This is a genomic window from Pseudomonas sp. DG56-2 (assembly GCF_004803755.1).
GTDB classification, from domain to species: Bacteria; Pseudomonadota; Gammaproteobacteria; order Pseudomonadales; family Pseudomonadaceae; genus Aquipseudomonas; species Aquipseudomonas auratipiscis.
Map to the genome: position 1 here is coordinate 5,129,377 of NZ_CP032311.1, position 13,887 is coordinate 5,143,263.

13 protein-coding genes are annotated in these 13,887 nt (G+C 60.2%); 9 read left to right on the forward strand and 4 right to left on the reverse strand.

The window, feature by feature from the left end:
* Positions 1 to 43: 43 nt before the first annotated feature.
* Positions 44 to 772 carry a methyl-accepting chemotaxis protein gene (locus D3Z90_RS27480; RefSeq protein WP_371922335.1) on the forward strand — a complete coding sequence of 243 codons (729 nt, stop codon included), beginning with the start codon at positions 44 to 46 and terminating at the stop codon, positions 770 to 772.
* Between the two features lie 32 nt (positions 773 to 804).
* Here the strand turns inward: D3Z90_RS27480 and D3Z90_RS23585 are convergent, their stop codons facing one another.
* Positions 805 to 1,593: a helix-turn-helix transcriptional regulator gene (locus tag D3Z90_RS23585; protein ID WP_136478291.1), complete on the reverse strand. Its 789-nt coding sequence runs from the start codon at positions 1,591 to 1,593 to the stop codon at positions 805 to 807.
* Positions 1,594 to 1,680: 87 nt separating this feature from the next.
* Here D3Z90_RS23585 and D3Z90_RS23590 point away from each other — a divergent pair, with 87 nt between their 5' ends.
* Positions 1,681 to 2,700 (forward strand): bile acid:sodium symporter family protein, encoded by a 1,020-nt coding sequence (locus D3Z90_RS23590; RefSeq protein ID WP_136478292.1) that lies wholly within the window; start codon positions 1,681 to 1,683, stop codon positions 2,698 to 2,700.
* Here the strand turns inward: D3Z90_RS23590 and D3Z90_RS23595 are convergent.
* Positions 2,687 to 3,964 carry an acetyl-CoA C-acetyltransferase gene (locus tag D3Z90_RS23595; protein ID WP_136478293.1) on the reverse strand — a complete coding sequence of 426 codons (1,278 nt, stop codon included), beginning with the start codon at positions 3,962 to 3,964 and terminating at the stop codon, positions 2,687 to 2,689. The genes D3Z90_RS23590 and D3Z90_RS23595 overlap by 14 nt on opposite strands.
* Positions 3,965 to 4,134: 170 nt before the next feature.
* Between D3Z90_RS23595 and D3Z90_RS23600 the strand changes: the two genes are divergently transcribed.
* The 7 genes from D3Z90_RS23600 (at position 4,135) to D3Z90_RS23630 (ending at position 10,743) form a co-directional block, all read left to right on the forward strand.
* Positions 4,135 to 5,487 (forward strand): 3-oxoacyl-ACP reductase, encoded by a 1,353-nt coding sequence (locus D3Z90_RS23600; protein WP_136478294.1) that lies wholly within the window; start codon positions 4,135 to 4,137, stop codon positions 5,485 to 5,487.
* A 2-nt stretch (positions 5,488 to 5,489) separates the two neighbouring features.
* Complete coding sequence (locus tag D3Z90_RS23605; RefSeq protein WP_136478295.1) at positions 5,490 to 6,344, forward strand: MaoC family dehydratase; 855 nt, start codon at positions 5,490 to 5,492, stop codon at positions 6,342 to 6,344.
* Positions 6,345 to 6,405: 61 nt separating this feature from the next.
* Entirely contained in the window at positions 6,406 to 6,711 is a 306-nt protein-coding gene (locus tag D3Z90_RS23610) for a MazG-like family protein (RefSeq protein WP_136478296.1), read from the forward strand.
* The gene (locus tag D3Z90_RS23615; RefSeq protein ID WP_136478297.1) at positions 6,708 to 7,457 is read left to right on the forward strand and encodes a methyltransferase domain-containing protein; all 750 of its coding nucleotides are present in this window, start codon (positions 6,708 to 6,710) and stop codon (positions 7,455 to 7,457) included. Before D3Z90_RS23610 ends, D3Z90_RS23615 begins: the two co-directional genes overlap by 4 nt.
* Positions 7,458 to 7,476: 19 nt before the next feature.
* The gene (locus D3Z90_RS23620) at positions 7,477 to 8,139 is read left to right on the forward strand and encodes a DUF4136 domain-containing protein (protein ID WP_136478298.1); all 663 of its coding nucleotides are present in this window, start codon (positions 7,477 to 7,479) and stop codon (positions 8,137 to 8,139) included.
* Between the two features lie 20 nt (positions 8,140 to 8,159).
* Complete coding sequence (locus D3Z90_RS23625) at positions 8,160 to 8,720, forward strand: DUF4136 domain-containing protein (RefSeq protein WP_136478299.1); 561 nt, start codon at positions 8,160 to 8,162, stop codon at positions 8,718 to 8,720.
* An 82-nt stretch (positions 8,721 to 8,802) separates the two neighbouring features.
* The gene (locus D3Z90_RS23630; protein WP_256658282.1) at positions 8,803 to 10,743 is read left to right on the forward strand and encodes a pilus assembly protein TadG-related protein; all 1,941 of its coding nucleotides are present in this window, start codon (positions 8,803 to 8,805) and stop codon (positions 10,741 to 10,743) included.
* Here D3Z90_RS23630 and D3Z90_RS23635 read toward each other — a convergent pair.
* Positions 10,728 to 13,424, reverse strand: a complete 2,697-nt coding sequence (locus tag D3Z90_RS23635; RefSeq protein ID WP_136478300.1) for a PAS domain-containing sensor histidine kinase — start codon at positions 13,422 to 13,424, stop codon at positions 10,728 to 10,730. The genes D3Z90_RS23630 and D3Z90_RS23635 overlap by 16 nt on opposite strands.
* Positions 13,421 to 13,864, reverse strand: coding sequence for a TadE/TadG family type IV pilus assembly protein (locus D3Z90_RS23640; RefSeq protein ID WP_136478301.1), 444 nt, complete (start codon positions 13,862 to 13,864; stop codon positions 13,421 to 13,423). The genes D3Z90_RS23635 and D3Z90_RS23640 overlap by 4 nt, the downstream gene beginning before the upstream one ends.
* Between the last annotated feature and the right edge of the window lie 23 nt (positions 13,865 to 13,887).

The following is a 13,887-nucleotide window of genomic DNA, read 5'->3' on the forward strand; positions in this document are numbered from 1 at the left end:
CGACATGGCCGAAGCGGCCGGGCGTCAGCGCGAAGCGGTAGATATGGTGTCGACAGCCTTCCACGAAATGGTTGCCACCGCCAACGAGGTTGCCCGTTCTTGCAGCCAGGCGGCAGATTCGGCCGACAGCGGTCAACAACAGGCGCGCGAAGGCCAGCAGCAGATCGACGACGCGGTGCAAAGCGTCGATCGCCTGAGCCAGGAGATTCAACAGTCAGCGCAATCGATGCAGCAACTGGAACGTGACAGCAATGCTATTCAATCGATTCTTGGCACCATTCGTTCGATTGCCGAGCAAACCAACCTGCTGGCCCTTAACGCAGCCATCGAAGCCGCCCGCGCAGGTGAACAGGGCCGCGGTTTTGCCGTGGTAGCCGACGAAGTTCGGGCCTTGGCCAAACGTACCGCCGACTCCACCGCCGAGATCGACGGTCTGCTCGGAAACCTCGCCAATCGCACCAGCGAAGTCGCCCAGCAAATGCATGCCAGCCTGGAGATCTCGCAATTGTCGGTCAACCGCATTGGAATGGCGCGCAGCAGTTTTGGACAGATTCGCGAGTCAGTCGACGTCATTCGCGACATGAACACCCAAATTGCCACGGCGGCCGAAGAACAGCACCAGGTGGCCGAAGACATCAACCGGCATATCAGCCAGATTCATGGTGACGCGCAATTGGTGGCTGAACTGGCCAACTCGGCGCGCCAGGACTCACAAAGCCTTGCGGGCTTGTCCAACGAACTGGATGCGCTGGTGCGCAGGTTCCGTACCTGAACGCCGCCGTGGGCCTAACTACGTGGGAGTAACTAAAGGCGCAACTCACCCGGAGTGAAGCCGAACAGGCCCTTGAACGCTGCAATGTAGGCCGAGGTGGAGTCGTAACCGCAACCTAGCGCGGCTTCGGTGACACTTTGCCCGGCCTCCAGCGCCGTCAGAGAAGACAGTAGGCGCATGCGCTGGCGCCAGCCGCGAAAGCTCAAACCGGTTTCACGCTGGAACAAACGCATCAAGGTTTTCTCCGAGGTGTTCAGGCGCTGCGCCCATTGCCCCAGCGTTTGCCCGTGCTGCGGGTGGGCGAGCAATTCGTTGCACACTTCAAGCAAGCGCGGGTGTTTAGGCAAGGGCAAGGAAAAGCCTACCTGCGGCAATGCCTGCAACTGATCCAGCAACACCGCCACCAGTCGTGCTTCAGCGCTGTCGCCTTCGGGATAGTTCACCGGCAACAAGCAGAACTGTTTGATCAATTCTCGCGCCAGCGGCGTGACTTCCAATACCCGGCACTGCCCTGGCGCCCAGCCAGCTTCTTCGCGGCGTACATACAGGCTGCGCATTTCCGCTTGCATCGAGGTGACCACCTCGTGCTCCACTCCGGCTGGAATCCAGATACCCCATTGAGGCGGAGCAAAGTAGCTGCCTTCATCGGTGTAGACACCGAGCACGCCACTGATCGCATAAGAAAATTGCACCCAGTCATGCTGATGCCGTGGCGTCCAGGAACCTGCTCCGAGGCTTTCCGCCCGTGCATACAGCGCCCGCGGTAACCGCTCCAGTGCTGGAATCTGACGGGGTGCAGGCTGTTGTCCGTTAATCGGCATCACTTGGCCTTATGTCGCAAGACGGTAACCATCTGCCGAGCGTAGCCTGTGTGCTCAACGATTACAAAATGATTCGCAGGCCCGCCTATGCAAGTGCTCAAACACCTCAAACGCGTCGTTACCGACTGGTTTCTGTGCGGCATGTTCCTCGCCACCTTTCTGGCCTGGCTGTTTCCCGACATTGGCCGCAGTGGCGGCGCCCTGCATGCCGAATCAGTGATCAATGTCGGCGTGTTCCTGGTGTTTTTCCTGCACGGCATCAACCTGTCCAGTGAACAAATTGGCCACGGCCTGAAAAACAGCCGTCTGCACATGATGGTGCAGGGGTTCACCTTCATCGTTTTCCCGGCACTCTGGTGGCTGGTGAACACACTGCTTGGCAGTCATGTTCCAGCGCTATTGATGCTCGGCTTTTTCTACCTGTGCGCCCTGCCCTCGACCATCTCATCCTCGGTTGCCTTGACCGGTAGCGCTGGGGGCAACGTCCCGGCGGCGATTCTCAATGCCAGCCTCTCCAGTGTCCTGGGTATATTCATCACTCCGTGGCTGGTCAGCCTGGTGGTTGGCACCGGCAGCAACGGCATCGATCTGGGAGCCACGCTGCTGGACCTCTGTGCGCTGCTGTTGGCGCCATTGGTACTCGGGCAATTGCTGCGTCCCTGGCTGGGCTGTTTTTTCTCCCGGCATAAGCGTTACACCAACATCATGGACAAGGTGGTGATCCTGCTGCTGGTCTATGCCGCGTTCTGCAACTCGATGGTCTCGGGCATGTGGCAGCAACAAGGTAGCTCGGTATTGCTCACCGCACTGGTGGGCAGTGCGCTGTTGCTGGCACTCGTCCTTTGGCTGACCACTCGCACAGCCCGGGCGCTGCATTTGAACCCGGCCGACGAGATTGCTGCAGTGTTCTGCGCCAGCAAGAAGTCCCTGGCCGCCGGCGCGCCAATGGCTGCGTTGATCTTCGGTGCGCATCCCGGGTTGGGGCTGATCCTGCTGCCGATCATGATCTACCATCCGCTGCAACTGATCGTCTGCTCGATCATGGCCGAGCACTATGCCAATCGTCCTACCCCGTTCGCTTCAGCCACGCTGGTCAACGCTCGATGATCGCCGTGACGCCCTGACCACCTGCGGCGCAGATCGAAATCAGGCCGCGGCCCTTGCCGGTCGTGGCCAGCAGCTTGGCCATATTGGCCAGGATGCGGCCCCCGGTTGCAGCAAATGGGTGCCCCGCCGCCAATGAACTGCCTTTGACATTGAGCTTACTGCGATCGATCGCGCCCAACGGCTCAGTCAATCCCAAGCGTTGCCGACAGTATTCGGAATCTTCCCAGGCGTTGAGCGTACATAGCACCTGGGCAGCGAAAGCTTCATGGATCTCATAGAAATCGAAGTCCTGCAGGCACAAACCATTACGCGCCAGCATGCGTGGCACCGCGTAGGTAGGCGCCATCAGCAGCCCCTCCTGGGCTTTGACGAAGTCCACCGCGGCTGTTTCACCGTCGACCAGGTACGCCATTACATCAAGGTTGTGCTCCCGCGCCCAGTCTTCACTGGCGAGCAGAACTACCGATGCACCGTCGGTCAGTGGCGTGGAGTTGCCGGCAGTCAGGGTGCCTTTATCACCGGTCTCGAACACCGGTTTGAGGCTGGCAAGCTTGTCCAGGGTCAGGTCGGCACGCAGGTTGTCGTCGCGAGTCAGACCCAGAAAAGGGGTTAGCAGATCGTCATGCCAGCCCTGACTGAAAGCTGCTGCCATGTGTTGATGGCTGAGCAGGGCCAATTCGTCCTGGGGCAGGCGCGGGATGTGCCAGGTTTGCGCCATCAACTCGCAATGCTGGCCCATGGAAAGTCCCGTGCGCGGCTCAACGTTACGAGGAATTTCCGGCTTCAAATGCCCAGGACGCAACTTGAGAAACGCCTTGAGCTTGTCGGCCATGGTTTTGCCGCGGTGGGCTTGCAACAAGATGTGACGTAAACCCTCGCTCACCGCAATGGGAGCATCGGAGGTGGTATCAACTCCCCCGGCGATGCCACAGTCGATCTGCCCCAAGGCAATCTTGTTGGCCACCAGCAGGGCAGTCTCCAGCCCCGTGCCGCACGCCTGCTGCACGTCATAGGCCGGTGTCTGCGCCGACAGGCGCGAACCGAGCACACACTCGCGGGTCAGGTTCATGTCTCGGGAGTGCTTGAGCACCGCGCCTGCGGCGACTTCCCCCAGTTGCAGGCCATGCAAGCCGTAGCGCTCGATCAGTCCTTCGAGGGCAGCGGTAAACATTGCCTGATTGCTGGCGCCGGCATAGGCACCATTGGAACGTGCGAAGGGAATCCGGTTGCCGCCAATAATCGCGACTCGGCGCAATGAGCGCATGCGTAAGGTCCTCTGTAGGGCAATTAATCCTGGTCAATCATGAAACGGCTGTCACCCGATAGTATCGAAGGTACAGACCACAACCAGCGTAGGTGCTTTTTTCAGGGTTCGAACGACCAACGGGCAAAGATGGTCCACACTTTGAAGCTTAATTTCAGGGAGAGCCGCACATGAGCGACCGCTATATCGACTTCGCCAATTCCGACCTTGGCCGCCGCCTGGTTGGTGCCGTGGGCCTGCCAAGTCCCGCTCGCCTGGAACGTTGGAGCGCTGGTCGCCTGCGGCCTGTCGAAGGTGCCTTGCTGCTGGGCGGAGGCCCTCTGGCAAACAAAATCGAAGCTTTTGCCCAGCGTCTGACCGATGAGGTCTACAGTTTTGCCAGCCCCGACCTGAGCGCGACGGAATGGGTCGCAGGCCTTGGTCCGAAACTCAAGGCGGTGGTTTTCGACGCCAGCGAACTGAACGACAGCGATCAACTCAAGCAGTTGCGCGAATTTTTCCAACCCCTGCTGCGCAGCCTGCAGAGTTGCGCTCATGTGGTGATACTCGGCAGGGCACCGGAGCAGTTGGATGATGTATCTGCGCAGATCACCCAGCGCGCCCTGGAAGGCTTCAGTCGCTCGCTGGCCAAGGAGTTACGCGCCGGCGGCACCCTGCAGTTGCTGTATGTCAGCGACAAAGCCGACGATCAACTCGAAGGCGCTCTGCGCTTTTTCCTCTCGCCCAAGAGTGCTTTCGTTTCCGGACAGGTCCTGTGTCTGGAAGCCTGCGCGCCCCAGGTGCAGGACTGGACACGGCCATTGGCCGGGCGCAAGGCCTTGGTTACTGGAGCCGCCCGAGGTATCGGTGCCGCCATCGCCGAGACCCTGGCCCGTGACGGCGCCGACGTTGTGCTACTTGATGTTCCCCAAGCCAAAACCGACCTCGAAGCCCTGGCTGCACGCCTGGGTGGCCGCAGCCTGACCCTCGACATCTGTGCCGCCGATGCACCGGCACAACTGATTGAAGCCCTCCCTGAGGGTATCGACATCGTCATACACAACGCCGGTATTACCCGCGACAAGACCCTCGCCAACATGACCCCGGAATACTGGGACTCGGTGCTGGCTGTGAACCTCAAAGCGCCGCAGTTGCTGACCCAGGCGCTGTTCGATAGCGGCACCCTGCACGACAACGCCCGCATCGTCCTGCTGGCATCGATCAGTGGCATTGCCGGTAACCGGGGCCAATCCAACTATGCCGCCAGCAAGGCCGGGCTCATTGGCATGGCCCAGGCCTGGTCAACAAAACTGGCTGAGCGCGGCGGTAGTATCAATGCCGTGGCCCCAGGTTTCATAGAAACCCGCATGACTGCCGCTATTCCCTTCGCCCTGCGCGAAGCCGGACGGCGCATGAGTTCGTTGGGCCAGGGCGGCCTGCCCCAGGATGTCGCCGAAGCCATCGCCTGGCTGGCGCAACCGGGGTCTGGCGCTGTCAACGGCCAGGTCCTGCGCGTCTGCGGCCAGGCCGTAATGGGGGCCTGACCATGACTAGACACTGGCAGGATCTGAGCAATACCCTGGCACTCTCAAGTCTCTATCTGCGCGCCGTACGCAAACGCAAGATCAGCGGTGACACCCTCCCGGAGATCGGCCTGCGCTGTTACCTGGACGTCCAATCGAAGCAATTGGAAAGTTATCGCAAGCTCTGCCATTTCGGTGATGACGGACGCTTGCCGCCAACCTTTCCCCATGTGATGGCGTTTGCCTTGCAGATGCAGTTGCTGACCGACAAGACCTTTCCTTTTCCGCTGCTGGGTCTGGTCCATCTACACAACAGCATCCGCGTTGTACGCCCCCTCGGCGGCATCAGCCGCCTGCGTTTCTCGGTCTACGTGGATAACCTGCAAGCACACGAAAAAGGCGCCACTTGCGACCTGATCACCGAAGCCGAAGACGCGCTGGGTCTGCTCTGGTCCGAAACCAGCCGCATGCTGTGTCGCGGCGTGAAACTGGCAGGCGAGCCCACGGCCAGCGAAGCGCCCGCCGACGAACCGCTGGAAGAACTGACCCGCTGGTACGCCGACAGCGATATCGGCCGGCGCTACGCCAAGGTCTGTGGCGACTACAACCCGATCCATCTGAGTGCTACCAGTGCAAAACTGTTCGGCTTTCCCACCGCCATTGCCCACGGCATGTGGACCAAGGCCATGACGCTGGCGGCTTTGCGCAACCATTTGCCGGTGAGCAAATACGCATTCGCGGTGGATTTTCTCAAACCCGTGCGCCTGCCCAGCGAGGTGATCCTCAACGCAAGCCCTACCGCCATTGAAGGCCAACTGCGCCTGGACGGTCATGGCGGGTTGGTGCATATGCGCGGTGCCTGGCGGCAACTGGAGTGAAACGGAGCTCTTGCGTTGCGAAGGCGCCCGCCTGAAGCTATGCGGCTTGAGGAGAGCTTTGATGAACCTGCACGAACTGACCCAACGCCTGCACAGCATCCGTGACAACAATGATTGGCGCGGCTTCCATAGCCCAAAAAACCTGGCCATGGCCGCCAGTGTCGAAATGGCCGAACTGGTTGAAATTTTCCAGTGGCTCAGCGAGGACCAGTCGCGGCAGCTATCGCCCGAACAACTGGCGCATGCAGGTCAGGAGGTCGGCGATGTGGTGCTGTATCTGCTACTACTGTGCAGCGAGCTAGGCCTGGACATGGAGCAGGTAGTGCGCGCCAAACTGGCCGACAGCGAAAGGCGTTTTGCGCGATGAAAGACCGACATTTCGACGCCCTGGCCACGCGTTTTGCCGAGAAAATCTATGGCGGTGCCAAAGGTGCGATCCGCCTTGCGGTATTGCAGGCCGACCTCGCCGACGCCTTGCCCGAACGGCCGCTACGCGTGCTCGATATTGGTGCTGGTCTGGGTCACATGGCCCTGTGGCTGGCGGAGCGCGGTCATCAGGTCACCCTGGCCGAGCCCGCTGCACCCATGCTCGAAGGGGCCCGCGCACGGTTTGCCGAAGCCGGCCAGCAGGCCACCTTTATCCAGGCGCCCTGGCAGGAACTGCTCGGACAACTGACCGAGCCCTATGATCTTGTGCTGTGTCATGCAGTCCTGGAATGGCTCGCCGAGCCGGAAACCATCCTGCCGGTCCTGCACCAGTTGACCCGCAGTGATGGCCTGCTGTCATTGGCGTTCTACAATCGCGATGCACTGGTTTATCGCAATCTGCTCAAAGGCCATTTTCGCAAGTTGCGAAGCAATGACATGGCCGGCGAGAAGCAGAGCCTGACCCCGCAAAAACCGCTTGATCCGCGCACGCTCAAGGCGCAACTTGAAGGTCTGTGGCAGGTCGAAACAGAAAGCGGAGTGCGGGTGTTTCACGATTACATGCCGGTGGAGTTCCAGTCCAAGGCCGAACTGCTCGACCTGCTGGAAATGGAGCTGGCGCATCGGCGCCATCCCGCCTTTGCCGGGTTGGGGCGTTACCTGCACTGGATCTGTCGACCAAGCTGAAGCGCGCCGGGAGAGTGACATGCCGTACCGTTTTACCCTGGGTCTGTTGTGCCTGACACTGGCAGCCTGCCAGAGCAGCAACCCTTATGTCGCCAGCTCCCGTCCGCTGCCGCCTGCGCCACCGCAGGCGGCCACAACCTTTGATGCCAGCGCTTACCCGGCGCCAACCCTGGACTACGGCCGTTACCGTAGCTGGGCCTGGCGCGATGGCCAGTTACCCAGCGGTGCCGCCCTGACTGAACCCGCGCAATTGGCCGATGCGGTGAGCACCGCCCTGGACCAGCGCGGCCTGCGTCCGGCGCGCGAGGGCCAAGGTGATTTGCTGGTAAGCGCCAATCTGCACCTGGAACGCCGCCTGCGTCAGGTCCGCGATGACTACTATCCCTATGGTGGCTATCCCTATGGCGGCTACCCTTACGGAGGCTATCCCTACGGCGGTGTTGGCGGCTACGGCAGTGTTGGCCGGTACCACGACGGTTATGGTGCCGCCATTAGCGTTCCGCTGGTCCGCACCTATGAGGTAGAAGTGATGGTAGTTCAGGTCGACCTGTTCGACGCCCGCGACGGTAAGGCAGTCTGGAGCGCCAGTGCCGAGGCGACCAGCCAGGGTACTCAGCGCGAACGCGAAGACGCATTGCGCGAATCGGTCAAGAAGGCCCTCAACGGCTATCCTCCCAGTTAAAAGGTAATTGGAGATCCATCATGCTGCGCCGTTTCGCTTTACTCTCGTTATTGGTGTTGTTGGGTGCTTGTTCAAACCACAACGTGACTCAGGACTATGACGCCAGCCGCGATTTTGCTGCCTATCGCAGCTGGGTCTGGCAGGAGCCTGCATTGCAGTACCGCCCCGATGATCCCCGGATCAAGAGCGATCTGACCGAGCAGCGCATCCGCCAGGCCGTCGCCGGCCAACTCGATCAACGTGGCTTGCGCCCGGCGCAGGGCAATAGCCAAGGTGATCTGAAAGTACAGACATACCTGATCGTCGAGGACCGTCAGCAACAGATCACCACCAACTACGGCGGCGCCTGGGGTGGCTACTGGGGCAACTACTGGGGCGGGCCGATGTACAACGAAACCCGTAGCGTCGATTACAAGGTGGCAACCATCCAGGTCGACATGTTCGATGGCAAGGATGGCAAGCTGGTTTGGCGCGGCAGTGCCGAGCAAATCATGAACAACTATCCACCTAGCCCCGAAGAACGCAGCGAGGCGATCCAGAAGACTGTAACCAACGCCCTGTCGAACTATCCACCACGTTAAAGGCAAATGGCCAGCAACCTGACTACACTCTTGCCAATTGGGTGTGAGTTCAGGGGCCTCAACGCGGGGCAAAGGAGTGCGCGTGTCTTCTCGCTTCCCCGCAAGGCAGCGCGGTGCTATCGGCCTGATCGCTGCCCTGACCCTGGGCATGGGCTTGATGTTCATGTTGATGGTGATCGACAGCAGTAGACTCTACCTGGAACAGCGCCGCTTGCAGCGAATTGCCGATATGGCCGCGCTGGAGGCGGCAGGCCAAAGTGCTGTCTGCACCGGCAGCGGGCCACGCGCCGACACCTTGGCCCGAGTAGGCGCTGCTCGCAACGGCTTCGAGCTGAGTGCCGGGCAATCGCTTGAAACCACCTGCGGTCGACTGCAAACCGGGGCCAACAGCTTGCGCAGCTTCAGTGTCGATTTGTCGCGCAACGAAGCAATCCGCGTGATCGCCACTACCCAGGTTGCCACCAGTGTCGCCGCAGGGGTGTGGTCTCTGGTCAATGGCAACAGCATCCCCGATACCACTCTCTTGAGTGCCCGCGCAGTCGCCGCCACCCCTAAACCGCCGCAGGCGATGCTACGTATTCGCAGCACCCTGGCGACTGTCGACACACGCCAGTCAGCGCTGCTAAATGCGTTGGTAGATCCCCTGGGTGGCCACGTTCAGCTCGACCTGCTGGGCTGGCAGGGCCTGGCGAAAACCGAGATAAATCTCCTCAGCTACCTCGACCAGTTGGCAATCGAAGTGGGGGTCAGCGCCGGTGATTACCAGCAACTGCTGCGCGCCGATGCCAGCGCGGCAAAACTGATCGAAGCCGCCCTGAAAGTGCTGCAAAGGGGCGGTGCGGCAGTCGATGTGGTGAATAACCTGAGCAAGCTTGTCGTTGGTGTCGACAGTACTCGGATACTCCATCTGGGCGACATACTCGACCTGCAAAGTGGCACGACCAAAGCCGGCCTGGATGCCAGTCTGCAAGTGCTGGATCTGCTGCAAAGCGTGATCCTGCTGTCGACCAAGGACAGCGCCGCCGTCGTCGAAATGCCGATCAACGTGTTGGGACTGGTCAATGGCAAGGTCCGCATCAAGGTGATCGAACCCCAGCAGATTTCTGCCATCGGCAACCCGCAGACCGACCTGATCAAGGTGCACACAGCACAGATACGAACATTGATTTCCCTCGATCTGCCGGTGCTGAAAACCGTCATCGGTCTGGTCAACGCCGTGCTTGACCTTGCCACGCCCTTGACCAACATCCTCAACAATCTGCTTGGCCTCAATTTATTCGGCACCGTGGAGTCGTTGACCTGTGCCTTGGGCATTCCTTGCAAAGTCAGTGATATCCAACTACTGCCAGGCACTGTCAGTCTGGATGTCGGTATCGAGGTAGCACGCGCTACCAGCCAGGTGAGTGGCTACAGCTGCGCGCCGGAAAAAACCCTGACCGCACGCACTGACAGTGCAGCAACCGATCTGGCGGTGGGACAGTTCAAGGATCGCAACGCCTTTTTTGCCACCGGCGTGAATGCGGTAACCCCACTACCGCTGATTGATATCGGCACCAATGTTTGCAGTCGGCTTCTGTTTCTTCCAGCCGTGTGCGGCACTCGGGTTCCGTTTGCCGGAGGAGGCATTGGCCTGAAGGTGAACACCACCTTGTTGGCAAGCACTGCCACTAACCTCAAATTTGCACCTGCCGAGCACACACCGCCTAACATCGACCAGGCACCTGCTTACCTGAGCACAACCGCCAGTGACATCATCAGCAGTCTGAACCAGACCATCGATGGCATTGAGCTACAGGCATACAAGCCCCTCAACGGCAACCTCCTGGGTGGCATATTGACGCTGACTGCCGGGCTCCTGAACGACGTCAAAGCCATTCTCGAGCCCTTGATCAGACATCTGTTGAGCCCCTTGGTAGATCCGCTGGTCAATGCCTTGCTCAAAGCCCTGGGCATCGATCTGGTCAAAGTTGAAGTCGGGGCCAACCTGACCTGTTCCAGCAGTCGTGCTCAGTTGGTGCTTTGAGTGGGGAGTTCGATACAGAACCGAGCCCCCTCCGTACTGTTCTTTACGCTCAGACAGCCACCCATGGCGTTGACGATCCCGTAACTGACCGACAAGCCCAGGCCGGTGCCGACACCGACAGGCTTGGTGGTGAAGAAGGGTTCGAAAATCCGTTCCAGCAGACGAGGCTCGATACCCGCGCCATTGTCTTCGACCAAGATCCGTACCTGGGGCTCATCCACTTCCATGCGCAAGCTGATCCAGGGCTGCAATTGGCGATGCTGTTCGCGCCGTGCCAGCAACGCATCACGCGCATTGACCAGCAAGTTGATCAACACTTGCTCCAACTGGTCTTGATGGCCGCTCACCAGACACTGCGCTTGCGGTTTGGTAACGCGTAGCTCCACGCCTTTGCCGCGCAAGCCATCGGCTAGCAGCGACAAGGCACCGTCCGCGGCCTGCCAGGGCTCGAACAACTGCGGCTCGACCGCCGAGCGGCGACCGAAAACGCGCATGTGATCCACCACTCGCGAGGCACGCAGCACCTGCGCGTCGATACGTTTGAGCTTGTCCTGCAGATAGTCAATCTGCACGTCGCCGTTCTCCAGCCGCTTCAACGCGTTGACCACGGCCATGCGCATCACATTCAGAGGCTGGTTGATCTCATGGGCAAGGCCGGTGGCCATTTCGCCGAGCGTGGCCATTTTTGCACTTTGCATCAGCTGCTGATGGGTCCGGCGCACCTGTGTGTTGTCGCGTCCCACGGCCTGCACTTCTACCAAGCGCCCTTGATCGTCGAACAGGCCACGGTCCGCCCACACCCACCAGGCATGCTCGCGCCCCGGCAACTCCAGGCAGATTTCTGCAGTACTCACCGGCTGCGCCACGCTCAGACTGGCAAGGCGTTGAACAAATTCCTCGCGCTGCGCTGCAGACATCCAACGTCCCAGGTTCATACCGCTCAACTGCGCGGGCGGATACTCCAGGTAGTCGGCCAGCGGCTGGTTGCCGAACAGCAGGTTCAAATCCGGCGTGTAACGACAGATCATTGCCGGAGAGTCTTCGACCAACACCCGGTAGCGTTCTTCACTGACCCGCAAACGTTCGGTCGCCTCGGTTGTTTCAGTGATATCCAGCCATATCCCGACGACTTCGACCGGCATGCCCAGATCATCTCGCAGCAGGCGCGCTTCATCGAGCACCCAGTGATAACCGCCATGGTGATCACATAAACGATAGCGACTGCGTACCTGACCCTCGCGCAACAACGTGCGCGTGCGCGCCAGCCACAGGGCCTGATCTTCGGGGTGGACCCATTGCCCCGGCTGCAGCGGTGCTTGCTCTGTTTGCGTCCAACCAAGCATCGGTTGCAGGCTGGCGCTGAAGAACTCAGCCTGCAGGGCACCCTCGACATAGCGCTGGATGTAGATCACCGCAGGCGAGCTGGCAATCAGGTTTTCCAGGCGTGCCTGGGCGGTGCTGGCCTGTAGCTGTTGGCTTTTGCTATCACTGATGTCGAGCATGAAGCCCAGCAAGTGACGATGCTCACCGCTACCGCGCACTTGTCCGCACAGGCGATACCAGCGCGGATTGGCAGCCAGGTTGTTATCGAGCAAACGCAGGCTCAGGTGCAAGGCACAGCCATCGCGCTGCAACTCGCCGAGTGCAAGTTGCGCGGCCTCGCAGTCAGCCGGGTGCACCCGGCTCAGCCACTGGCTGATGGTCAACTGCGTTGGCATTCCCAGGCTTGTCGCCAAGCCCGGGTCCAGTTGCAGAGTGGTCTCGCACAATCGCCATTGCCACCAACCTGCACCTAATTGCAGTTGCAGGCTGTCCAGCCGCTCACTTTGTTGTTGCAGAGCAAATGTCGTCAAACGGCTCACCAACGGCTCGGCATACGCAGCGCAAGCACTGAGTGCATCTGCCGAGTTGAGCGCGTCGAACGAACCAAAACACATCAACCAGGCCTGGACCACGTGCCCCTGCCCATAGGGCAGCAAATAAGCAGGGGTGTGCGCCAGCAGGCTGTGCAAGCCTGCATGGGAGGTGCTCGAGACCACTTGTCCCGGCGTCAGTCGATCCAACAACGGCCCGATCGTTTCATCGCTGGGCCAATGCAATGGGTCACCGCTGCTGACATAGGTTTTCCAGCCCTGCTCTCCTTGCAAAAACACCCGTCCGGCATGAGCCCGCCAATGATGAACCAGCCATTGCAGCTGCTCCTGGGCCACCTTGTCCAAGCGTTCAGTCGAGCAATTGCGCAACTCGGCGGCCAAATGGCTGGTCAAGTGGCGCTGACGTTCGGCGCCCAGCGATTGCTGGCGGTGCTGCAACAGATCGCCGATATCGAACAGCTGCAACAACCACCCCCCAGACTGATTCAGCAACCAGCCACGGGTATGCAGGGTGGCGCCACCGGCCGCCTTGAAATCCAGATCCAGGGGGTGGGCCTGCCAGTCCAAGAGATCGCCTTCAAGCACAAGCAAACTGTGGGGCTGCACGTAATCGTGCAATCGCGATTCGTTGTGCTGCGGCAAGGCCAACGCCGAACGCAAAGGGCCGGCAATGCGCAGTACCTTGGCACTATCGTCGAGCCATAGCTGCAATCCCACTGCTGGCACGTGGGCGGTAGGTTCCGGCACCACGCTCACCGGGGTTATGCGCGCACGCCAACGCTCGAACAACCGTTGTCCGCCGCTCAAAGTTGCAGGCTCGCTTCGGCCTTCAGGCTCGCGGGTAATCGCGGTACTTCTCCGATTGCCGGTAAGTCGAGCACCGGCAGTACAGCGGTCAGTTTGGCTTTGGCGTACTCGATTTTTACCGTCAACAGGTTACCCGGCGTCAACGCAACGCTGGCATCACTGGCAAGCTGAAAATCCAAGGATGCGGGCATCCACGCCAACTGTTTGCCGAGCACATCCTTGGCCATTTTGTCGACGTCATCACGATAGCTTGCGCTGGTTGGGTCCAGGGCCACGCAACGGCGCACTGCCTCGCTGCTGGCCTGGTTGAACGACTGCAGCATCAGCATCGGCAAGCCGTAGCTGACCACCCCATAGAAGACTGCGAAAAAGATCACGAACACCGCCACGAATTCCAGCGCCGCAGCGCCTTTTTGCCGTTTCCCCAAGCCTGCTTTCATGATCGCGTCTACCCTGACAGTGA

Coding starts and splice junctions, on each gene's coding strand:
- D3Z90_RS27480 (WP_371922335.1), top strand. CDS start 44: ATGGTGTCGACAGCCTTCCACGAAATGGTTGCCACCGCCAACGAGGTT.
- D3Z90_RS23585 (WP_136478291.1), bottom strand. CDS start 1,593: ATGCCGATTAACGGACAACAGCCTGCACCCCGTCAGATTCCAGCACTG.
- D3Z90_RS23590 (WP_136478292.1), top strand. CDS start 1,681: ATGCAAGTGCTCAAACACCTCAAACGCGTCGTTACCGACTGGTTTCTG.
- D3Z90_RS23595 (WP_136478293.1), bottom strand. CDS start 3,964: ATGCGCTCATTGCGCCGAGTCGCGATTATTGGCGGCAACCGGATTCCC.
- D3Z90_RS23600 (WP_136478294.1), top strand. CDS start 4,135: ATGAGCGACCGCTATATCGACTTCGCCAATTCCGACCTTGGCCGCCGC.
- D3Z90_RS23605 (WP_136478295.1), top strand. CDS start 5,490: ATGACTAGACACTGGCAGGATCTGAGCAATACCCTGGCACTCTCAAGT.
- D3Z90_RS23610 (WP_136478296.1), top strand. CDS start 6,406: ATGAACCTGCACGAACTGACCCAACGCCTGCACAGCATCCGTGACAAC.
- D3Z90_RS23615 (WP_136478297.1), top strand. CDS start 6,708: ATGAAAGACCGACATTTCGACGCCCTGGCCACGCGTTTTGCCGAGAAA.
- D3Z90_RS23620 (WP_136478298.1), top strand. CDS start 7,477: ATGCCGTACCGTTTTACCCTGGGTCTGTTGTGCCTGACACTGGCAGCC.
- D3Z90_RS23625 (WP_136478299.1), top strand. CDS start 8,160: ATGCTGCGCCGTTTCGCTTTACTCTCGTTATTGGTGTTGTTGGGTGCT.
- D3Z90_RS23640 (WP_136478301.1), bottom strand. CDS start 13,864: ATGAAAGCAGGCTTGGGGAAACGGCAAAAAGGCGCTGCGGCGCTGGAA.